At 69.4% G+C, this 21,226-nt stretch carries 16 protein-coding genes; 4 read left to right on the top strand and 12 right to left on the bottom strand.

Going from position 1 to position 21,226, the window contains the following annotated elements:
- Positions 1-68: 68 nt before the first annotated feature.
- Positions 69-1,100: an LLM class F420-dependent oxidoreductase gene (locus PHZ_RS14075; RefSeq protein WP_012523092.1), complete on the top strand. Its 1,032-nt coding sequence runs from the start codon at positions 69-71 to the stop codon at positions 1,098-1,100.
- Positions 1,101-1,140: 40 nt separating this feature from the next.
- On the opposite strand, the gene PHZ_RS14080 is transcribed toward PHZ_RS14075, so the two are convergent.
- The 11 genes from PHZ_RS14080 to PHZ_RS14130 form a co-directional block, all read right to left on the bottom strand.
- Positions 1,141-3,327 (bottom strand): TonB-dependent receptor, encoded by a 2,187-nt coding sequence (locus tag PHZ_RS14080; protein ID WP_012523093.1) that lies wholly within the window; start codon positions 3,325-3,327, stop codon positions 1,141-1,143.
- Positions 3,328-3,405: 78 nt separating this feature from the next.
- On the bottom strand, positions 3,406-4,152 hold the full coding sequence (gene cofE, locus PHZ_RS14085) for a coenzyme F420-0:L-glutamate ligase (RefSeq protein WP_201765248.1): 747 nt from the start codon (positions 4,150-4,152) through the stop codon (positions 3,406-3,408).
- Between the two features lie 43 nt (positions 4,153-4,195).
- Entirely contained in the window at positions 4,196-5,221 is a 1,026-nt protein-coding gene (locus PHZ_RS14090) for an aldo/keto reductase (protein WP_201765250.1), read from the bottom strand.
- Between the two features lie 40 nt (positions 5,222-5,261).
- Complete coding sequence (locus PHZ_RS14095) at positions 5,262-6,032, bottom strand: enoyl-CoA hydratase/isomerase family protein (RefSeq protein WP_012523096.1); 771 nt, start codon at positions 6,030-6,032, stop codon at positions 5,262-5,264.
- Positions 6,029-6,835, bottom strand: a complete 807-nt coding sequence (locus PHZ_RS14100) for an enoyl-CoA hydratase/isomerase family protein (RefSeq protein WP_012523097.1) — start codon at positions 6,833-6,835, stop codon at positions 6,029-6,031. Before PHZ_RS14100 ends, PHZ_RS14095 begins: the two co-directional genes overlap by 4 nt.
- 18 nt (positions 6,836-6,853) lie before the next feature.
- A complete protein-coding gene (locus PHZ_RS14105) occupies positions 6,854-10,150 on the bottom strand; it encodes an acetyl-CoA carboxylase family protein (RefSeq protein WP_012523098.1) in 3,297 nt (1,098 codons plus the stop codon).
- Between the two features lie 110 nt (positions 10,151-10,260).
- On the bottom strand, positions 10,261-12,507 hold the full coding sequence (locus PHZ_RS14110) for a TonB-dependent receptor (protein WP_012523099.1): 2,247 nt from the start codon (positions 12,505-12,507) through the stop codon (positions 10,261-10,263).
- 76 nt (positions 12,508-12,583) lie between these two features.
- Complete coding sequence (locus tag PHZ_RS14115) at positions 12,584-13,015, bottom strand: acyl-CoA thioesterase (RefSeq protein ID WP_012523100.1); 432 nt, start codon at positions 13,013-13,015, stop codon at positions 12,584-12,586.
- Between the two features lie 2 nt (positions 13,016-13,017).
- A complete protein-coding gene (locus PHZ_RS14120) occupies positions 13,018-13,851 on the bottom strand; it encodes an enoyl-CoA hydratase-related protein (protein ID WP_012523101.1) in 834 nt (277 codons plus the stop codon).
- Between the two features lie 13 nt (positions 13,852-13,864).
- Positions 13,865-14,647 carry an SDR family NAD(P)-dependent oxidoreductase gene (locus PHZ_RS14125; protein WP_012523102.1) on the bottom strand — a complete coding sequence of 261 codons (783 nt, stop codon included), beginning with the start codon at positions 14,645-14,647 and terminating at the stop codon, positions 13,865-13,867.
- Positions 14,640-15,911 (bottom strand): MFS transporter, encoded by a 1,272-nt coding sequence (locus tag PHZ_RS14130; protein ID WP_049758263.1) that lies wholly within the window; start codon positions 15,909-15,911, stop codon positions 14,640-14,642. The genes PHZ_RS14125 and PHZ_RS14130 overlap by 8 nt, the downstream gene beginning before the upstream one ends.
- A gap of 275 nt (positions 15,912-16,186) precedes the next feature.
- Between PHZ_RS14130 and PHZ_RS14135 the strand changes: the two genes are divergently transcribed.
- Positions 16,187-18,070 carry a feruloyl-CoA synthase gene (locus PHZ_RS14135; RefSeq protein WP_012523104.1) on the top strand — a complete coding sequence of 628 codons (1,884 nt, stop codon included), beginning with the start codon at positions 16,187-16,189 and terminating at the stop codon, positions 18,068-18,070.
- A gap of 10 nt (positions 18,071-18,080) precedes the next feature.
- Here PHZ_RS14135 and PHZ_RS14140 read toward each other — a convergent pair whose 3' ends face one another.
- Entirely contained in the window at positions 18,081-19,313 is a 1,233-nt protein-coding gene (locus PHZ_RS14140) for an acyl-CoA dehydrogenase family protein (protein WP_012523105.1), read from the bottom strand.
- Between the two features lie 97 nt (positions 19,314-19,410).
- On the opposite strand from PHZ_RS14140, the gene PHZ_RS14145 reads away from it, so the two are divergent.
- Together PHZ_RS14145 and PHZ_RS14150 are read left to right on the top strand one after the other, a co-directional pair.
- On the top strand, positions 19,411-19,638 hold the full coding sequence (locus tag PHZ_RS14145; protein WP_012523106.1) for an acetyl-CoA carboxylase biotin carboxyl carrier protein subunit: 228 nt from the start codon (positions 19,411-19,413) through the stop codon (positions 19,636-19,638).
- Between the two features lie 17 nt (positions 19,639-19,655).
- Positions 19,656-21,215 (top strand): acyl-CoA carboxylase subunit beta, encoded by a 1,560-nt coding sequence (locus tag PHZ_RS14150; protein WP_012523107.1) that lies wholly within the window; start codon positions 19,656-19,658, stop codon positions 21,213-21,215.
- Positions 21,216-21,226: the final 11 nt, after the last annotated feature.

The raw sequence follows: 21,226 nt of genomic DNA on the forward strand, positions 1-21,226 counted from the left end.
ATGCGGCGTCTTCAACCGCGCCGCGCCGTATCGTATAACTCATCATACTAATTAAAAGGGGAACAGGGATGAAACTGGCGCTGGGACTGGGGCCGCAGGATGCGCGCTTCAACGTGCCGATCGAGCTGATCCAGAAGGCCGAGGCCCTGGGGTTCGACTCGGTCTGGACGGCGGAGACCTACGGGGCCGACGCGATGACGCCACTGGCGTTCATCGCGGCGCATACGCGCAAGATCCGGCTCGGCACCGGGATCGCCCAGCTGGACGCGCGCACGCCCGCCAACCTGGCGATGTGCGCCCAGACGATCGACGCCCTGGCCGGCGGCGGCCGGATGATCGTGGGCATCGGCGTGTCGGGGCCGCAGATCGTGGAGGGCTGGTACGGCCGCCCCTGGGGCAAGCCCAATCCCCGCCTGCGCGACACGGTCGCCATCCTGAAGAAGATCTTCCGCCGCGAAAGCCCGGTGTCCCACGAGGGCAAGGAGATCAGCCTGCCCTACCAAGGCGAGGGGGCCATCGGTCTGGGCAAGCCGCTGAAGGGCATCCTCCACAGCGGCGACATCCCCGTCTACCTCGGCACTGACACCCCGCTCAACGTGCGCATGACCGGGGAAGTCGCCGACGGCTGGCTGGGCTTTCACCTCGTGCCGTCGATGGTGAAGCCGTATCGTGCGCTCCTCGAGGAGGGGCTCGCCCGACGGAGCGACGGCCGGCGCATCGAGGACTTCGACATCCAGGGCGCCGTAGGGGTCAAGGTGAACCCGGACGTGAAGGCGGCGCTGCAGGAGCCCAAGCCGCACATCGCGCTCTACGCCGGGGGCATGGGCGCCAAGGACAAGAACTTCCACAAGGAAGCCATGGTGAAGCGCGGCTACGGGGAGGCCGCCGAGCGGATCCAGGAGCTGTTCCTGGCCGGCCGCAAGGAGGAAGCCGCCGCCGCGGTTCCCGACGATTACGTGGACGAGGAGTGGCTGGTGGGGCCGCCGGAACGCATCCGGGAGCGCTTCAAGCTGTGGCGGGATTCCGGCATCACCACGCTCACCATCCGCCGCAGCCCGGCCGAGGTGCTGGAGCTGATCGCCGACGCGGCGTTCGCCTGAACGGCCGGGGGGGCGCGGCCCCGCCGCGCCCCCTTCCTGCTCAACGGAACATGTACTCGATGCTGACGCCGTATCGCCGCGGTGGGGCCAGGATGCCGATGTTCCCGCCACCCGACAGCGAATTGGTCCGCAGCCGCTTCGTGTTGGTCAGGTTTTCACCCCAGAGGGTGAAGCGCCAGCGCTCGCCCGGGTCGGTCCAGGCGACCTGCGCGTTGAGGTTCTCGTAGCTCGGCTCTTTGTAGCTGTTGCCGTTGTCGCTGTAGTACTCGTCGCTCCAGTACAGCAGCCCCGAAAGGGCGAGCTCGCCGCCCCAGAGCGGCGTCGTGTAGAGGGTCGAGAGGTTGAAGGTCCAGTCGGGCGCCTTCGGCAGGTGGTTGCCCGAGGCGTCGCCTAGAACCTGCAGGTAGCCCGGCGTCGTCACCGTCACGCCGTTGACCACCGTGGGCGGACGCAGCTGGAATATCTGCGCCCCTGGGAAGTCCTTGAACCGGGCGTGATTGTAGGCGACCGCCGCGTTGACGCTCCAGTTCGGACGCGGCGCCCAGGCGAGCTCCACCTCGCTCCCGTAGATCTCGGCCGTGGCGGCGTTCTGAAGCGTTAGGCCGCCCGAGACGTTGCGCGCCGAGACCTGCAGGTCCTTGTAGTCATAGTAGAACGCGACCGCGTTCAGCCGCACCCCGCGAGCCGGCTCTGTCTTCAGGCCCACCTCGTAGGAATCGAGCACCTCGGGCTTCACCGGGGTGAGCGGAAGCGCCGCCGCAGAGGCGTTGTAGAGGCCGCTCTTGAACCCTTGCGAATAGGTGAAGTAGCCCCGGACCCGGTCGCTGAAGGCGTACTTGACCGACAGCCGGGGGGAGAGCTTGTCGAACTCGGAGCTGACCGGGGGCCCGTTCGGCGGAGGCGGCGGCGGCGTTTGGCCGGGGGCCAGCACCCGGCGGTCGTTCCACTGCCGGAAGTCGCGCGTCTCGGTGCTGTAGCGCAGCCCCGCGGTGAGAGACAGCCGCTCGGTCAGGTCGTAGGAGCCTTCGGCGAACACCGCATAGGACGTCGCGTCGCTGTCGGACTGCAGAATCTGCGTCGCCGCCGTGGGACCGCCGCGCACCAGGAAGTAGGTGTCGCCGAACCCGTAGCGGGCCTGCCCCTGGAAATAGAACAGGCCGGCGATCCACTGGAACGGCCCCTCGCCGTTGGAGGACGCCCGCAGTTCGGCCGTATAGCTGCGGTCGTCGACGCTGAAGGCGGAATAGGAACTGTCCACGACCGTTCCGTCCGAGTCGCCGGAGCTTCCGAGCTCGGTCTTCTGCCACGACCCCAGGAACGTAAGGTCGAATCCGGAGAAGGTCGAGACCGAGTTCGCCCAGGCGCTCGTCTGGTGCATGCCGAAGTAGCTGTCGACCGACAGGGCGGAGTTGTAGCCGGTGGGGATCAGCACATTGGGATCGACCAGCTTGGCGGCCGTGATCCCGTCGATCGGGTGCGTCTTCAGCGCGGTGTCGTCGTGGCTGTTGATGTAGGCGGCGCCGACGATCACCTTGGTGTTCTCGATCGGCCGCCAGAGCAGCTTGCTGCGCACGCCGAACGAGCTGGTGCGCGCCACGGAGTCCCCGCTCACCAGATCCTTTACGTAGCCGTCGTCGGCGTTGGCGTGGATGGCGATGTTGGCGGCGAGGTTCTCGGAGAGGCCTCCGTTCAGGTAGATGTCCCCCTTGCGCTCGTTGAAGCGGCCGTAGCTGGCCGCCAGGCGCATCTCCGGGTTCGGAGAAGGATCATAGGTGACGATGTTGATGGCCCCGCCCACGGCGTTGCGGCCGAACAGCGTCCCTTGCGGCCCCCGGAGCACCTCGACCCGCTGGATGTTGTTGAAGTCGAAGAAGCCGGCGTGCTGCGACGACTGGTACACGCCATCGATGTAGAGCGGCACGGTCGCCTCGTCGCCGGGCCCGACCGCCCGCGTGCCGACGCCGCGTACCTGCGGGCGCGAGACGAAGCTGCCCTGGGTGAACACGAGTCCCGGGGTGATGTACATGAGCTCCCGGCTTTCGGTCACCCCCGCCTTGGCCATCGCCTCGGCGCTGAGGGCGGTCACCGCGACGGGGACCTCCTGCAGACTCTCCTCCCGCTTCTGGGCAGTGACGATGACTTCCTCGATCTCCTGCGCCATGGCGGCGCCGGCCGACAGCGCCAGCGACGTAGCCGACGCGCAGGCGAACAATCTCCACTTCAGCATGCCTTCCTCCCTATCCCTGCTCTTTTCTGGTTGAGGCGGAATCTGGCAGCCAAGCTTTAATTGTCAAACTATTTGTACTTATTTGAACAGGTCGTCAGCAATGGGACGGAGCAGGTCCGGCAGCCCCGCCGCGTCGCTCGCGGTCCACGACGCCCCGCGGACGAGCGCGGCCGGCACTCCCTCGTCGCCCTCGCCCAGGACCAGCGAGGCCGCGGCCGCGATCTCGTCGGCGACGCCGGTCACCGTGGCCTGAAGCACCCGCCCGAAGAGATCGCGTTCGCCGCAGCGGTCGCGCGTCGGCGCCAGCCCCGCGACGCCGATCGCCTGGCCGGTAGTGCCGAGACGCCAGGCGCGCCCGAGGCTGTCGCTCACGATGACGGCGGGGGCGGCGCGGCCGTATCGCGCCTGCAATTCGCCCCGCAGCCGCCGCGCGCTTGCATCGGGGTCGAGGGGCCACAGGAGCACGGTCTCCGGCTCCTCGGTCGGCGCCACGTTCGAGGCGTCGACACCGGCGTTGGCCAGCACGACGCCCGTCCGATGGCGAGTGATGACCAGTCCCGGGCGCGTGCGCACGATCTCGACGGACTCCGATAGGATCACCTCGCACAGAGGCGCGGGCTTACCGGTGGCCGCGGACAGTTCGATCGCGCGCGCGGACGGCGTCACCTCCGCCAGGCGCACGAAGCGCCCCTCGACCTTGGACACGGCCTTCTGCGCCACGACGAGCACGTCGCCGGACTCGGGTCTCAGTCCCTCGCGATCGAGTCCGGCCGCCAGCAGGGCGGCGAGGTCGTCGCCGGGCGCGAGAAGCGGCAGTCCCCGCACCGGACGGATGCAGACACCCCGGTCCGGCGCCTGCCCTTGGCTTTCAGTCCCTGGCATAGGGTTCCGGAACCCGGCCGACGACGTGATAGGCGGGGTCCTCGTACACGCGCGGCAGGAAGGTCTGGGGATAGCGCGACTCCGGGCGGGAGAGGTGCTCCAGTTCGGCCATCTCCGCCTCGGAGAGCGTGAAGTCCGCCGCCCTGAGATTGTCGGCCAACTGTTCCGGGCGCGTTGCGCCCAGGAGGACCGTGGACACTGCGGGGCGCTGGCCCACCCAGGCGAGCGCCACGGTCGCGGGCGGAACGCCTCGGGCCCGGGCGATGCGGTGCTGGGCCTCCAGGATGGGGCTCCACCTGGCGCGCGCTTCGGCCGTAGCGCCGACGGAGAACGAGGTTCGCGTGGCCAACCGACCGCCGCCGCCGGACGGATCCGCATCGGTGTACTTGCCGCTCAGGAACCCCGCCGCCAGTGGGCTCCAGACCATCAGACCGACGTCGCTGGCGAGCGCGCAGGGAACCACCTCCGCCTCCACGTCGCGGCCGACCAGGGAATAGTACATCTGGGCGACGACGAACCTGGACCAGCCCTCGCGCTTCTGGATTTCGATGGCCCTGGCGGCGAGCCACGCCGGCCAGTTCGAGAAGCCGATGTAGCGGGCCTTGCCGGCGCGGATCACCTGGTCCAGCGCGGCCAGGGTCTCCTCCAGCGGGGTCAGAAAGTCGGGCCGGTGGCAGATGTAGACATCCACCCAGTCGGTCCCCAGGCGCCGCAGGCTGCCGTCGATGCTGCGGTGGATGTGATGGGCCGAGAGCCGGCAGTCCAGCAGCCCGTCCCCCACCTTGGCGCCGACCTTTGTGGCGATCAGCGCCTCTTCGCGGCACCCGCGAAGCGCCTCCCCCAGGAGGGTCTCGGACTGCCCTTCGTTGTACACGTCGGCGGTGTCGAACAGGTTGATCCCGGCATCCAGGGCCGCGCCCACCATCGCCTGGGCGCCTTGGGCGTCCACCTTGCCGAGGCCGTAGCGTGAGGGGCCGCCGAAGGTCATCGCCCCGAACGCCAGGCGAGACACGACAAGCCCGCTCCCTCCGAGAAGCGCGTACCGCATGGCCCTAGCTGAACCTCGGCGGGCGCTTCTCCAGGAAGGCCGCGACGCCTTCGCGGGACTCGTGGCCGGTCACGGCGATCGCCATGGCGGCGGCCTCGTACTCGAGCACGCTCTCGAGCGCCGCCGCAGCGACATAGAAGCCCCGCCGCAGGCTGGCCATGGCCGCGGGCGGCCCAGCCGCCAGCTGCTGCGCCAGTTCCAGCGCCCGTTCCTGGACCTGCCCCGCGGTCGCGAGTTCGTCGACGAGGCCCAGGCGCTCGGCATCGGGTCCATCCAGCGTCTGCGCCAGCAGCATGATACGGCGCGCGCGCGCCGGACCGATCCTCTGGCCGAGCGTGTAGTGCAGCCCCAAGTCCGGCACCATGCCGATGCGGGTGAAGGGGAAGACGAACCGCGTATTCGCGTCCGCGACGATCACGTCGCACATGCACGCCATGCCGACGCCGGCCCCCGCCGCGAAACCTTCGACCGCCGCGACCACCGGCTTGTCGCCCTGGAGCACGCGCCGCAGCAGCGCCTGCGCCTGGCGCACGCTGCCGAGGAACTCGATAGGCTCGCGCGTCCCGAAGCCCTTCACGTTACCGCCAGAGGCGAAGTTGCCGCCGGCTCCGGTGAACACAACGGCGCCGACGGTCTCGTCGTCCAGCGCCTGGTCGAAGAGCTGCCGCAGGAGCTTGGTGCGACCTGGACTGGCCGCGTTGCGGGTTTCCGGCGTGTTGAGCGTGATCCGCGCCACGCGCGGCGCCGGGCGGTCGAGGAGGACGTCCGCGCTCATCGCTTCGCCAGGACGGTGCTGGGGAGGAAGCCCATCTCGCGGGTGGTCCGGGCCGAGATTCCCATGGTGATCGCCTCGGACAGCAGCACCCGGTCCAGGCTGCTGTCCTCGGCCGCGTTCAGGTTGCGCTTGGCGTTGCCGTAGGCCCAGCGCGGCCCGCCGGCGATGCGCTTGGCGATCTCGAGCGTCCGCTCGCGCAGCTCGGCGTCCGGATAGACGCGGTTGACCATGCCCCAGGCCAGCGCCGTCTGGGCGTCGATGCGCTCGGAGAGGAAGTAGAGCTCCCTCGCCTTGGCCGTGCCAAGGATCTTGGTCCAGAAATAGGTCCCGCCGAAATCTCCCGACAGACCCGCGCGGGTGAAGGCGCTCGTGAAGAACGCCGTCTCCGCGGCAAGACGCATGTCGCACGCGCCGGCCAGGCTGAAGCCCGCGCCCGCACAGGGGCCGTTGACCATGGCGATGGTCGGCTTGGCCATGTCGTGCAGCAGCCGCGCCGCCTCCTCCCGCGCCTTGAGCACGCTTTCCATGTTCACGGGCATGTTGTGGGCGGCGCGCTCGGCGTCGGACAGGCCGGCCTGGGCGTCCAGCTCGGCCTGCCGGCTCTTCAGGTCGCCGCCGGCGCAGAAACCGCGTCCCGCGCCGGTGAGCACGACGCAGCCCACCTGGGGGTCACGCGCCAGTTCGGCGACCACCTCGGGCAGCCGGTCCATCAGCTCCGAGGTCATGGCGTTGAGGTGTTCCGGCCGGTTGAGGGTGACGATCGCGACCCCCTCTTCGCGGCTGACGAGCACGGTGTCGGACATTCGATGGCCCTCTGCAGATCACCAGGTGTGAATGAAGGGATGGGCGCCTGGCGGCTCGCCTGTGTGCTGGGCGCACTGTAGGGCGTGGACGATCCACTTGCGGGAGTCGGCGGGATCGATCACGTCGTCGAAGTCGTACGAGGACGCCTTCTGGAGCGCCTTGCCCTCCTGATACATCTCCTCGACGCGCTGGTCGTAGACCGCCTTGCGCTCGGCAGGGTCCTCGATCGCCTCGAGCTCCTTGCGGTAGGCCAGCCGCACCGCGCCCTCCAGGCCCATGGCGCCGTACTCCCCGGTGGGCCAGGCGACGGTGAAGATCGGTGCCTTGAAGGCCCCGCCCATCATGGCGATCATCCCAAGCCCGTAGAACTTGCGCACGATGATGGTGCAGCTCGGGACCCTGAGGTTCGCGCCGGCGACCAGCAGGTTGCACGCCCGCCGGATCAGCGCCGTCTTCTCGGCCTCGGGTCCCACCATGATCCCGGGGGTGTCGCAGAGGTGAACGACCGGCAGGCCGAAGTTGTCGCAGAGTTGCAGGAAACGCGCGCCCTTGTCGCCCGCTTCCGCATCGATCGCCCCCGCCAGGTGCATGGGGTTGTTGGCGACGATCCCCACCGCCTTGCCCTCAATGCGGGCGAGCGCCGTCACCACGCCGTGACCCCAGCCGCCGCGCAGCTCGAACATCGAGCCTTCGTCGACGAGGGTCTCGATGACCGGTCGGATGTCGTAGGCCCGTCGCCGGTCCTCCGGCACCAGGTGGCGCAGCCGCCGCTGATCGGCGCAGGGCCCGGGCGCGACGTCGCCCTGGAAATAGCTCAGGTAGCGCTTGGCCGCGGCGGCCGCCTCGACCTCGTCCTCCACGAGTACGTCCACCGCGCCCCGTGCGTAGTGCATCGTGGCCGGGCCGATCTCGTCGGCGCTGAAGACCCCGAGCCCGCCGCCCTCGACCATCGCCGGCCCGCCCATGCCGATGTTGGCGTTTCGGGTGGCGATGATCACGTGGCAGCAGCCGAGGAAGGCGGTGTTGCCGGCGAAGCAGTAGCCGGCGGTCACCCCCACCAGCGGGACCTTCCCGCTGAGACGGGCGAAATAGTGGAACGACAGGCCCTCGCCCGTGCGCTCGGTGTCGCCGGGCCGCCCGCCGCCGCCCTCGGCGAAGAAGATCACCGGCGTGCGGAGCCGCTCGGCCAGCTCGAACAGCCGCTGGTCCTTGCGGTGGCCCTCCCGGCCCTGGGTCCCGGCCAGTACGGTGGCGTCATAGGCCAGCACCAGGCACCGCGCGTTCGCTCCGAAGAGGCTGCCGTTGACGGTCCCGAAGCCCGCCACCAGCCCATCGGCCGGCGTGGTGCGGATCAGCTCGTCCAGCGAGCGCCGCCCGCGCTGGGCCGCCACCACCAGGGGCCCGTATTCGACGAAGGTGTCCGGATCGCACACCGCCGCGACGTTCTCCCGCGCCGTCCTCTGGTTGCGCCGCCGGCGCTTCGCCACGGCGTCCGGCCGGGCCTCGTCGCGGGTGAGCGCGTGCCGCTCCAGCACGGCGGCGAGATCGGCGCGAACGTGGTCCGGGTCCGGTTCCGCCTGCGCCGCCGCCGCCTCGACCTGCACCTCGCCCGCCTCGATCCAGAGCAGCGGGTGACCTTCGAACACCGTCTCGGCCGGAGTGACGTTCAGGCCGCTGATGACGCCGCTGCACGGCGCGCGCACCACGTGCTCCATCTTCATGGCCTCGATCACGGCCACCTGCCCGCCGGCGGGAACCTCGTCGCCGACCTTCACCGAGAGGGCCACGATGGTGCCCTGCAGCGGCGCGCTCACGGGCATTCCGGCGGGCGCGGCGGCCCCGAGGTCGGCTGCGGTCTCGGGCGCGGACTCGCTCTCCGCCGCCTGGGCGAAGAACAGTCCTCCCACATGCGCCTCGGCCGCGGCCGCGAGCTCGCGCACATGGTCGTCGATGAAGGTCGTGTAGATATCGTTCGCCGCGACCTCGGGCCGGCTGATAAGGGCGTGGAGGAACTCCAGGTTGGTGGGCACCCCGCCAATGCGGAACTCGCGCAGCGCCCGCCGGCCGCGCCGCAGGGCGGCGGCGAAGTCTGGCTCGGGCGAGTGGACGATCACCTTCGCCAGCAGCGAGTCGAAGTTTGGGCTGGTGCGGTAGCCCGCATAGCCGAACGTATCGGTCCGCATCCCGGGTCCGGAGGGCGGATCAAACGCGGTGAGCTGTCCGCCCGAGGGCAGAACGGCGCCATCCGGCGTCATGCGCTCCATGTTCACCCGCAGCTGGATGGCGTGACCGCGCGGGGGAGCGATCCGGTCCTGCGTCAGGCCGAGCGAGGCCAGCGATGCGCCCCCGGCGACGCGGAGCTGCGCCTGCACGAGATCGACCCCGGTGACTTCTTCGGTCACGGTGTGCTCGACCTGGATCCGTGGATTGGCCTCGATGAAGGCGAAGTCCAGCCCGCCCTTCGCCGGCGAGTCCCAAACCAGGAACTCGAACGTGCCCAGGCCACGATAGCCGACCGCGGTCGCCAGCCGCACCGACGCGTCCAGCAACGCCTCCCGGAGCGCCTCCGGGAGGTCGGGACTGGGCGCGATCTCCACGATCTTCTGATGGCGGCGCTGCAGGGTGCATTCCCGCTCCCACAGATGGGTCACCCCGCCCTGGCCGTCGCCGATGATCTGCACCTCCAGGTGCCGCGCCCGCGGCAGGAAACGCTCCACGTAGAGGTCGCCCTGCCCGAAGGCCGCCTTGGCCTCGGAACTGCACCGCTCGAAGGCCTTCGGAAGCTCCTTCGGCGTCCGGACCACGCGGATTCCCCGGCCGCCGCCGCCGGCCACCGCTTTCAGGATCACGGCCGCGCCCGGCTCGAGCGAGGCCAGGAACGCCTCCGCCTGTTCCAGCGTGCTTGGCTCGAAGAGCCCTTGCGGAGTGGGAACGCCGCAGTCGCGCGCCAGCGAACGGGCCCGCGCCTTGTCGCCGAACTCCGTCAGCATCTCGGGGGTGGGGCCGACGAAGGTTATGTCCTGCTCGGCGCATCGCGCCGCGAACTGGGCGTTCTCGGCGAGGAAGCCGTAGCCGGGATGGATGGCGTCGCAACCCGCCGTCCGGGCGGCGGCGAGCACTTGCTCGATGTCGAGGTACGCCTTGGCGCCCACCCCCGACAGCACGTGCAGGTCGTCGGCCTTGGCCGTGTGGAGCGAGCCGCGGTCGTCCTCGGAACAGATCGCGACGGTTGCCATGCCCAGTTCATCCGCGGCGCGGGCGATCCGGATCGCGATCTCGCCGCGGTTCGCAATGAGCAGTCGCTGTATGGCCATCGGAGGTTTCCCGGGCGAGTAAGGTCAGTGCGCGCCGCGGCTCGCCGGGCGCGCAGACAGCGTTGCGGGGGCGACGCCGTCGTGGCGCCGCCACCGTGTTCGCGCCTTGCTCAGGGCATCTGGTAGGCGAGCCGCACCCCGATCGTCCGCGGCCGCACGTCGATGGCGTAGGTCGCCGCCGCGCCCTGGTAGCGATTCATGGGGTGATCCGAGTCGAATAGGTTGCGCGCGAAGAGCGTCACCTTGACCCGCTCGTCCATCGTGGCCCAGGAGGCATGGGCGTTGACCGTCGTGTAGTCGCCGTCGTTGTCCAGCTGGCCGATGAAGTCCCAGATGAAGTTGTCGCTCCAGTAGGCCAGGGCGCCGAGTTCGACCTTGCCCCCGAAGGCGTCGAACTCGTAGTTCGCCGCCAGATTCGCCGTCCAGTCAGGCGATCTCGCAAGCGGCTTGCCCGAGGCGTCGCAGGTGGCCGACCGGTTGCCGCCGATCAGGACGCCGGTCCCCGGCTGGCAGGGGTTGGTCAGGCTGGCGTCCGTGCTGGTGGCCGGGAAGTACACCAGGGCGGCCGGGAAATCGTCGTACCGGGCGTGCTGGTAGGCGAGCCCCCCGCGAAGCGTCAGGCCGTCGACCGGGATCCAGTCGAATTGGACTTCCCCGCCGTAGTTGCTCGCCTCGGCCGCGTTGAAGACGTCGGTGGTCGCCGCCCCCGTCGGCGAGCGGGCGCTCACCTGCAGGTTCTTGTAGGTCATGTGGAAGGCGGTGATGTTCAGGCGCAATCGGCTGGTCGGGTCGGTCTTCAGACCCACTTCCCAGTTGTCCACCGTCTCGGGCTTGAGAGCCAGGAAGGGCGGGCCGCTCGAGGCGTTGAAGAAGCCGCTCTTGAACCCTTGCGAGAAGGTGACGAAGCCGCGAATGCGAGGCGCGAAGTCGTACTGCACGGACGCGCGGAACGAGACGTCCTCGTAGTCCTTCTTGGCGTAGGACGGCGTGGTGGGAACCGGGAACACGACGTCGCCGATCGTATAGTTGTAGTCGAGCGCGGTCGTCGGCAGGGAGGCGAACGGCGTCGTGCTGCGCCGGTAGTCCTTGGTGCGCTTCTCGTGGCTGTAGCGGATGCCGCCGGTCACCGAGAGCGCATCGTTCACATGGTAGGTGGCCTCGCCGAACACCGCATACGCGTCGACCCCCAGCTCGCTGATCAGGGCAAGGGTCGCGCCGGTGGGTGAGGCGCGGGAGAGGAAGACGTCCCCGGCGTCGGTCAGCACATAGCCCGGCCGGTTGCGGTAGTAGTTGGCCCCGACCAGCCAATCCACCTTGCGAACCCCCGTGGAGGCCAGGCGCACCTCGGTGGTTTGGGACTCATCCAGGTACGGGATCTTGGCGTACTGGTAGTCGAGGATCGTCGCGTCGCTGTCGGTGCGCTGGATCGACCGCGTCCGCAGCCACGACTGAAGGGCCGTCAGCTGGAAGCCGTCGAAATCCCAGTTGAGGTTCGCGAAGGCGCCCACCTGCTGGTAGTTGAAATAGGTGTCGCCGATGCCGGTCTTGCCAGGCGGCGCGATCGGAACATTGGGATTGACGCGACGCGCGACGGTGTTGCCGCCGAGCGGATAGCCCGAGAACGCCGTGTCGTCGTGCGAGCGCAGGAAATTCACGCCGACGGTGAGGTCCATCCGATCGGTGGGAGTCCACAGCAGCTTGGCGCGGGCGCCGGTGGACCCGGCGTCCCCCTTGTCCTCGCCCGTGACGATGTTCTCGATGTAGCCGTCGCGCTGATCGTGATGGAAGGCGATGTTGCCGGCCAGCTTCTCGCCGAGCGGCCCGGAGACGTAGGCGTTCAGGTGGATCTCGTTGTCCGATCCATAGCTGGCGTCCGCCTTGAACCGCGGCTCGCGGCTGGGCTGCAGGGTGATGATGTTGATCGCCCCGCCCAGCGCGTTCCGGCCGAACAGCGTGCCTTGCGGCCCCTTGAGGACCTCGACGCGCTCGATGTTGTTGAATTCGAAGAACCCGGCGTGGGTCGTCGATTGGTAGACCCCGTCGATGTAGATCGGCACCGAGGGCTCGTCGCCGGGGCCGATGCCGCGCGTACCGACGCCGCGGATGTTCGGCGAGCCGGTCGCCGTCTGGTTGCTGAAGTTGAGGCCCGGGGTGACGAGCGTCAGGTCGCGGGTGCCGGTGGCGCCCGCCTGCTGCAGCATTTCGGCCGTGGCGGCGCTGACCGTGATCGGCACCTCCTGCAGGTTCTGCTCCCGCTTCTGGGCGGTGACGATGACCTCCTCGACCTCCTGGGCGGCCGCGGAAACGGCCGTCGCGGACACCAAGGCGCTGACCAGGCACGCAGTCTTGAACCGCATTTTTCTCCTCCCTTTTAAGTTTGGCCGTTCCGGCTCTGAGGAGGATTGACGCGGGAAAACGTCGCTATTGTCAATATCAGTTAGCTATTTTTACCATCAGCTCCTCAAGGCCGCTCCGGTAGGTTTCCGGCACCGGCGCCGACGCGCCGGAGACGGTGTAGACGACGACTGTGTCGCAAAGAGAGATGCAGCGCCCGCCCTGGAAGAGCGCTTGGCCGAACTCGTAGGAGGAGCGTCCAACCCGGACGACGCCGCTGCAGAGCTGTAGCACCTCGGGGTAACGCGCCTCGGCGAGGTAGTGCAGATTGACCCTCAGGACCACGCCGTGCCCCGCTTCGCGCCGCACGCCCGCGAGGGCCGCGCGGTGCAGGGTCATCACCCCTTCCTCGTAGTACTCCGCCTGGGCCACGTTGTTCAGGTGACGGAGGGGATCGACGTCGCGGTAGCGCGGGCGGACCTCCCCGACGATCGGATAGGCCACCGGGTCGCGGCGGGGGTCGGCGGTCATGCCTAGCGCCCCACGAACACCGGCTTGCGCCGTTCGCGGAAGTGGGCGACGCCCTCCTTGAAGTCCTCGGACTCGAGGCTCGCCACGACTTCCTCGTAAGCCGTCGTCAGGGCCTCGGCGAACGTCTCGCTGCGCGCCTTCCACAGCTGGCGCTTGATGACCCGCGTGGACCGCGGCGAGACGTTCTCGGCGATGTCGCGCGCATAGTCGACCGCATGGGCCAGCAGGTCCGCAGGCTCGAGGACCACGCTCACCAGTCCGATACGCAGCGCCTCGTGCGCGGAAAGGCGTCGGCCGGACAGCAGGATGTCAGCCGCCGCCCCCTGTCCGACGATGGCCGGCAGCGTGAAGGCGAGCCCGGCTTCCGCCGTCAGGCCTCGCCGCGGGAAGCCGGCAGTGAACAGCGCGTCCGTGCTCGCGAACCTGACGTCGCAGGACGCCGCCAGCGAAAGGCCGACGCCGGCGCAGGCGCCGTTCACCGCTGCGATCACAGGCTTCGGCAAGGCGCTCGGAATGATGTACCGCGAGCGGTGCTCCGGCGGCGAATCGGCGAGGGCGTCGAAGACGGGATGGGGCGATCCGGGGGGCAGCCGCTCGAACGAGCCGCCCGCCGTGGCGGCGAGGTCATCCAGGCGCTCCATGTCCGCCCCGGCGCAGAAGCCCCGGCCGCTGCCGGTGAGCACGACGACCTTGACGGCGTCGTCCAGCCCGACCTGCACCATGGTCCGATCGAACAGGTCGCCCATGGCCGGGCCGATCGCATTGAGGCGCTCGGGCCGGTTGAGCGTGACGACGGCCACGCCTTCCGAGATCTCGCACTGAACGAAGTCGTTCACGGGGGCTCCCTTCTCAGTTGGCGGCGGTCAGCGTAGCGCCGCCGTCGACCACCAGGGTCTGGCCGGTGACATGCCGTCCGGCTGCGCTGACCAGGAACAGGATGACCGAGGCGATGTCCTCGGGCTCGGCGATCCGACGGAGCGGGGTCCGCCGCAAGGTCGCCTCAAGCGCCTTGGGATCGGCCATCGCCGCACGGACCATGTCGGTTCGGGTGACGCCGGGCGCGACGCTGTTGACGCGGATTCCGGCCGGCCCCCATTCATGCGCCAGCTGCCGGGCCAGATGGTTCACGCCCGCCTTGGCCACCGCGTAGGCGCCGGAGCGCGGAGACGCCACGATGCTGCCGATCGAGGAGAGCAGCACCATGGCGCCGGACCCCTGCTTGGCGATCTCGGGCGCGAGGAGCTGGCTGAGCCGCCAGGCGGCCTTGAGGTTGACGTCGAAGACCTTGTCCCAGGCCTCCTCCGGAAGGTCCTGGAGCGACGAGAAGCTGGGATTGACGCCGGCGTTCGAGATCAGCACGTCGACCCGGCCGAACGCGGCGGTGGCGGCCTCGGCCAGGCGCTGGCGGTCCGCTTCGAGCGCTGTGTGGCAGGGCGCGGCGATCGCCTCCACTCCCTCGTCGCAAAGCGCGGCCCGAACCTGCTCGCACGCCTCGGCCTTCCGGGACGAGACAACGATGCGTGCGCCGGCGCGGCCCAGCAGGCGGGCAGTCGCCAGGCCGATGCCGCGCGTCGAGCCGGTGACCACCGCCACCTGCCCGTCGAGCCTCAAGAGCGCCATCGGATCAGCCATCGGCCTTGCTCGCCTCCTCGCCCCGCAGCCGCTCGACGGCCAGGCGCATCGGCGCGCGCCCCAGCTGCGCGGAAATCAGCGCCAGCGGCGCCAGCAGGGCCAGGGCGGTGGCGATGGACCAGCCCAATTTCGCGGGGTCGCCGAACACGAAGTCGGTGAAGAAGGCGATCAGCGACGGCCCTCCGGCGTTGCCGATGATCGCGAGGGAGAGAAGGTAGATGGCCGCCATGCGCCCCCGCAGCGCCGACGGCGTCACGGCCTGGACCGCCGCCGCCCCGTAGCCGATGTACGAGAACGCCATCATCTTCAGCAGGAACACGCAGACCAGGAACACGCGCGGATCGTCTACGAGGAAGGCGCCGATCCCGACGGGCGTCGCCAGCAGCACGCTGGCGGAGAAGACCTGCAGGTGAGCATCGCTGTGACCGCGCGCGATGAGCCGGTCGACCAGCCAGCCGGCGCCTATGGTGCCGATGCCGGCGCTGAGGACGTTCACAAGGCCGAGCGCCGGCCCGACCTCGGCGGGTCCCCAGCCGAAGGCGCGCTCCATGTACGCCGGGAGCCATGCCAGGGCGCCATAGATCAGCATCGAAAACAGCGCGAAGCTGCCAGCGTAGCCGAGCAGCACGGCCCGTCGCTCGCGCAGGAACGGCAGCAGGCGCGTCGGGACTTCCTCCCGCTGATGAAGGCGCTGCGGCTCGCGGAACGTGAACACGAGCGTCGCCAGGATGAGGCCTGGCAGGCCGATGGCGACGAACACCATCTGCCAGGGGCGAAGGTCGCCGAAGAACGGGAAACTCAGATCGGGACGCTGGGTGAAATAGGCGACGGCCAGGCCGCCCACCGCCATCGAGGCGCCGGTGCCGAGCACCGCTCCGGCCGTGTAGATCGACAGGGCCGTCGCCATCTGATGCTTCGGGAACTTGTCGGCGATGATCGAATGCGCGCAGGGGCCCAGGGTCGCCTCTCCGACGCCCAAGGCCATGCGGGCCAGCAGGAGCTGGGGGAAGCTCTGAGCCATGCCGCAGGCGATCGTCGCGATCGACCAGAAGGTCACGCCCAGATACAGGATGATCCGCCGGGGGAACCGGTCCACGAGCCAGCCGATAGGCAGGCCGCAGAGAGCGTAGAACAGGGCGAAGGCGAGCCCGAGCAACATGCTCATCTGGAAGTCGCTGATGGCCAGGTCGGCCTTCACCGGATCGACCACCAGGGCAAGGACGCCCCGGTCCAGCGTGTTCAGCAGGTACAGCAGCACCAGCACAGCCAGCGCCAGCCACGCGCCTAGCGGAGCTCCAGTCCGTATCGCCCTAGCCGCTGCCGCCGTCACGACCGCTCCCGTCTCCGCGTGCGACCTGACAGCCGCATCGGGACCTTCACTCCTCAATCTTACTTAGTCAACGTGGTTATATGTTTGACCTGGACGATTGACACGTCTGCGCGAGGGAGTCGAAATAAGAGTTAACTAGGTTAGCGCATGTGCAATACAGTGCGCTGCGCAACGGCGGGAACACGCCGGCGCCGTCGGGAGGAAGCACCATGAGTCCGCATAAGCCCAAGGTGCGCGCGCTGCCGATCAGACCGGCGGCGGTGCAGGTCGAACATCGCATCGACGGGTCCGTGGTGCTCGAGCAGACCACGCCGCCGGCCCCGGCTGCGCGATCGATACCGCATCTCTTCGCCGAGCGTGTCGTCCAGTGCGGAAACAGCACGTTCGTGGCCAAGCGCGAGCGGCTGGCCGGAGGCGGATGGGGCGAGTGGCGCCGACTGTCCTACGGAGAAGCGGCGCGGCAGGTGCGGGCGCTCGCCCAGGCGCTGCTCGACCAAGGCCTGGGGCCCGGCCGCTCGGTCATGATCCTGTCAGGGCCATCGCCCGAGCACGCCGTGCTCGCCCTGGCGTCCCAGTGGGTGAGCGCCCCCGTCACCGCCGTCGCCACCGCCTATTCCCTGCTCGCCGACGACTTCGCCAAGCTCCGTCACGTGTTCAATCTCTGCCGCCCCGCCATGATCCTCGTCGAGGGTCCGGAGTACGCGCGGGCGTTGCAGGCGCTGCCGCTGGCGGGGGTCACCGTCGTGTCCCTACAGCCGATCCCGGGCGTCCCGACGGCAGCGTTCTCCGATCTCGTCGCGACCCAGCCGACGGCCGCGGTCGAGGACGCGCTCGCCAGGGTCACGGCCGAAACGGTCGCGCGATACGTCTTCACCTCCGGGTCGACAGGCGCGCCGAAGGCGGTGATCCACACGCAAGGCACGCTCTGCGCCCAGATCGCCGCGCGCAACGCGCTGCTGGTGGATTCCTCCGCGGAGGCCGGTTCCACCCGGCTCAGCTGGATGCCCTGGAACCACATCGGCGGGATCATCCACCTCAACTACGCGATCGAGGATGGCGGCTCGTACTACATCGACGAGGGACGTCCGCTGCCCGGCCAGTTCGCCGAGACCCTGCGCAACCTCCGCGAGGTGATCCCGGCCGAATTCAACTCGGTGCCGATCCTCTATGGTCAGCTAGCGGACGCCCTCGAGGAGGACGCCGATCTGCGCACGCGGTTCTTCAAGACCGTGCGCTACTTCTGCTACAGCAGCGCGGCTCTGTCCGAGGACATCTTCGAACGGATCCAGGCGATGGCGATGGAGACCCTGGGGGAGAGGGTCGCGTTCTGCACGAAGTACGGCACGACCGAGGTGCAGGCCGTCACCCATTCCGCCCGGCCCATGGAGCGCCCGGGCGAGATCGGCGTCCCCTACCCCGGCGCGAAGATCAAGCTCGTGCCGTACGGCGACAAGCTTGAGATGCGGGTGAAGGGCGACATGGTGAGCCCCGGCTATCTCGGAGGCGAGGAGATCAACCGCGAGGCCTTCGACGAGGAGAGCTACTATCGCACGGGCGACGCCGCGGCGTTCGCCGATACGGCCGATCCGGGCGCCGGGCTCGTCTTCGACGGGCGCGTGACCGAGAACTTCAAGCTCTCGACGGGCACCTGGGTGTCGGTCGGGGCGCTCCGGGTGGCGCTGATCGAGGCGCTCGCGCCACTTGTGCAGGACGCGGTGATCGCCGGCCACGACCGCGACTACATCGCGGTCCTGGCCTGGCCGAAGCTCGATCAGGCGGCGCGGCTGGCGGGCCTGCCGCCCGGCGCGCCGCTGTCCGACACGCTGGCGACCGAGCCGGTGCGGCGGTTCGTGGCCGAGCGCCTGGCGGCGCACAACGCCCGCTCCCACGGCTCGTCGCTGAAGGTCGCGCGCCTCATGCTGCTCGAGGAGCCGCCGGTCGGGGACGAGCAGGCCGAGAAGGGCTACATCAACCAACGGGGCGTGCTGAGCCGCCGCGCAGGACTCGTCGCCGACCTCTACGCGGACCCGCCGGGCCCCAAGGTGATCGTCGTCGGGGCCGAGCAGCCCGCGGCGGCGGCCGCCGTCGGCTGAGCGGCGGTGCTCAGTCCCGGCGTCCCGTGGGGATGTCCCGGAACGGCAGATCCCTGTCGACGCGGATGTCGCCGGGCAGCCCCAGCACGCGTTCGGCGATGATGTTGCGCAGAATCTCGTCCGTCCCGCCGGCGATCCGCCGGGACGGCGACATCATCAGCGCCTGCTGGAAGGCGGCGCCCAGCGGGGCGATCTCCGGGTCGGCGATGATGCCGAACTGATCCAGCGTTTCGACAGCCTCCATCGCGATGTCCTGCGCCTGCGACGCCGCCACGAGCTTGGCGATCGAGGCCTCCGGCCCCGGCTGCTCCCCGCGCGAGATGGCGGTGATCGAACGCAGGCGGGTCAGCCGCAGACCCTCCGACTTGACGTACCAGTCGGCGATCCGCTCCCGCACCGCGCCGTGCGCGATCGCCGGAGCATCCCCGGCCGGCGTCCGCCGCCCGAGGCCGACCAGCTCCTGCCAGTCCGGACCGCGGCTCGAACCGGTCGTGAGCCGCTCGTTCATCAGCGTGACCAGCGAAACGCGCCAGCCGTCGTTCACCTCTCCGATGCGCTGGGCGTCGGGGACCCGCACGTCGGTGAAGAACACCTCGTTGAACTCCGACATGCCGGAAATCTGATGGATCCGCCGCATCTCGAGCCCGGGCGAATTGCGCATGTCGATCCAGAACATCGTCATGCCCTTGTGCTTCGGAACCGCCGGGTCCGTCCTCACGAGGAGAATGCCGTAGTCGGCGATATGCGCATTGGACGTCCAGATCTTTTGGCCGCTCACGACCCAGTCGTCGCCGTCGCGCTCGGCCCGGGTCCTGACCCCCGCGAGGTCGGACCCGCCGCCGGGTTCCGAGAAGAGCTGGCACCAGATCTTCTCGCCGCGAATGGTCGGCCGCACCAGGCGCTCTTTCGTCTCGGCGTCCGAGTACGCGAGGAGGGTCGGCACGCACATGCCGACGCCGATCGTGAAGATGCCGTAGTAGAGGCCAAGAGCGTCCTCCTCCTCGCCGAAGATGACCTCTTCCATCAGGCCGCCGCCGCCGCCGCCCCAGGCCTTCGGCCGCAGGATGCCGGCGTAGCCGGCATCGGCCTTCTTCGCCTGCCAGGCCTTGGCCTCGGCCACCAGGTCCTCGCCGGCGTTGCGGCGCAGCCGGCTCTCCCGCGTGCCGGCCGGGGCGTTCTCCCTCAGCCAGCTCCGGACCTTCGCGCGATAGGCCGCCTCCTCTGGCGTGTCGTCGAAGTCCATCGCACCCTCCCAGGCGTTCCCATGGATATCAAAATAGTTATACTGGTTAGATATAAATGCGCCACAATGGAATGGCGCGCGAGGAGGACCGCTGAACATGCCTACCGTCCGGGACGTACGTTCCCCCACCGCCGGAACCGTGTGGACCCTCGAGGCCGCGCCAGGGGATCAGCTCGAGGCGGACGATCCCATCGCCATTCTCGAAGCCATGAAAATGGAGATTCCCGTCCACGCCCCGGCGGGCGGACGGTTGGTTGAACTGCTGGTCGCGGCCGGCGAGGCGGTGAGCGAGGACCAGGTCATCGCGCGCATGGAACTCGGCTGAAGAACGGGAAGGACGGCATGGATTGGTCCCCTGAAGTCGAGGCCCTGCGTCGTCGCCGCGCCGCCGCGGCCCGGATGGGCGGCGAGGCCGCCGTCGAGAAGCACCACAACGCCGGCCGCCTTACGGTGCGCGAGCGGATCGCCCTGCTGCTGGACGCAGACAGCTTCGAGGAGCTCGGAGGCCTGACGGGATCGGTGATCAGCGAACCGGACGGCGAAGGGGAAGCTTTCACCGCGGCCAACATCGTCCTCGGGCTCGGGCGCGTCGACGGCCGTCGGGTCGTCGTGGTCGGAGACGATTTCACGATCCGCGGCGGATCCAGCGAGGCGAGCAGCCAGCCCAAGCAGCGGCACGCCGAACAGTTGCCGCACGAGTTCCGGCTGCCGCTGATCCGCCTGGTCGACGGATCCGGCGGCGGCGGCTCCGTCCGGGAGCTGGAGCGCCTGCAACGCACCTATGTGCCCCTGGGCCGCTACCGCCTGCCCACCGTCTACCTGATGGCCAAGAATCTGGCGGAGGTGCCGGTGGTCGGCCTCTGCCTCGGCTCCGTTGCGGGCCTGGGCGCCATGCGCGTGGCGGCGAGCCACTACTCGATGATGATCCGGGACACGAGCCACCTCTTCGTGGCCGGTCCGCCGCTCGTCGGCGCCACGGGCGAGAAGCGCACGAAGGAGGAGCTGGGCGGAGCCAGCGTGCACGGAACCAGCGGCGCGGTCGACGACGTGGTGGATAGCGAAGCGGAGGCCTTTTCCCGCACCCGCCGGTTCCTCTCCTACCTGCCGAGCTCGATCTGGGAGCTTCCCGAGCGCGTCGAGCCGACCGACGACCCGGAGCGGCGCGAGGAGAGCCTCCTGTCGATCGTCCCGCGGGAGCGGCGGCGGCCCTATCTGATGCGCAAGATCATCGAGGCGGTGGTGGACCGCGGGTCGTTCTTCGAGATCTCGCGCGCATACGGCAAGTCCATCGTCACCGGTCTGGCCCGCCTGGACGGCTGGCCTGTGGCCGTGATGGCCGGCGATCCGTACACCCTGGCCGGCGCCTGGACCGCTCAGGCGGCGCAGAAGATCACCCGCTTCATCGACATGGCCAACACCTTCCACCTGCCGGTCGTGCACTTGGTCGATTGCCCCGGCTTCGAGATCGGCCTGCGCGGCGAAACGGCCAACACCTTGCGGCACGGGGCGCGGGCCTTCTTCGCCATCAACCAGTTCACAGGCCCCTGGTGCAGCGTGATCGTCCGCAACGCCTTCGGGCTCGGCGGAGCCGCGCACCAGCCCATCAACGCGCCCACGCAGCGGTTCGCCTGGCCCTCCGGCCGGTGGGGCTCGCTTCCCACCGAAGGCGGCATCGAGGCCGCCTATCGGGCGGAGATCGAGGCCGCCGAGGATCCGGAGGCCGCCCGCGCCGAGATCTACCGCCGGCTGGAGTCCCTCCAGTCCCCGATGAGGACGGCCGAGGCCTACGACATCGAGGATGTCGTCGACCCGCGGGAGACGCGCCCGCTCCTTTGCCGCTTCGCCAACATGGCCGCGCCTCTGCGCAAGCCGGGCCCGGTCAGCCTGACGATGCGGCCCTGAAGGCCCCCTCC

Source organism: Phenylobacterium zucineum HLK1 (assembly GCF_000017265.1).
Taxonomy (GTDB): Bacteria; Pseudomonadota; Alphaproteobacteria; order Caulobacterales; family Caulobacteraceae; genus Phenylobacterium; species Phenylobacterium zucineum.

Coding starts and splice junctions, on each gene's coding strand:
- PHZ_RS14095 (WP_012523096.1), bottom strand. CDS start 6,032: ATGAGCGCGGACGTCCTCCTCGACCGCCCGGCGCCGCGCGTGGCGCGG.
- PHZ_RS14115 (WP_012523100.1), bottom strand. CDS start 13,015: ATGACCGCCGACCCCCGCCGCGACCCGGTGGCCTATCCGATCGTCGGG.
- PHZ_RS14125 (WP_012523102.1), bottom strand. CDS start 14,647: ATGGCTGATCCGATGGCGCTCTTGAGGCTCGACGGGCAGGTGGCGGTG.
- PHZ_RS14075 (WP_012523092.1), top strand. CDS start 69: ATGAAACTGGCGCTGGGACTGGGGCCGCAGGATGCGCGCTTCAACGTG.
- PHZ_RS14135 (WP_012523104.1), top strand. CDS start 16,187: ATGAGTCCGCATAAGCCCAAGGTGCGCGCGCTGCCGATCAGACCGGCG.
- PHZ_RS14145 (WP_012523106.1), top strand. CDS start 19,411: ATGCCTACCGTCCGGGACGTACGTTCCCCCACCGCCGGAACCGTGTGG.
- PHZ_RS14100 (WP_012523097.1), bottom strand. CDS start 6,835: ATGTCCGACACCGTGCTCGTCAGCCGCGAAGAGGGGGTCGCGATCGTC.
- PHZ_RS14140 (WP_012523105.1), bottom strand. CDS start 19,313: ATGGACTTCGACGACACGCCAGAGGAGGCGGCCTATCGCGCGAAGGTC.
- PHZ_RS14105 (WP_012523098.1), bottom strand. CDS start 10,150: ATGGCCATACAGCGACTGCTCATTGCGAACCGCGGCGAGATCGCGATC.
- PHZ_RS14150 (WP_012523107.1), top strand. CDS start 19,656: ATGGATTGGTCCCCTGAAGTCGAGGCCCTGCGTCGTCGCCGCGCCGCC.
- PHZ_RS14080 (WP_012523093.1), bottom strand. CDS start 3,327: ATGCTGAAGTGGAGATTGTTCGCCTGCGCGTCGGCTACGTCGCTGGCG.
- PHZ_RS14110 (WP_012523099.1), bottom strand. CDS start 12,507: ATGCGGTTCAAGACTGCGTGCCTGGTCAGCGCCTTGGTGTCCGCGACG.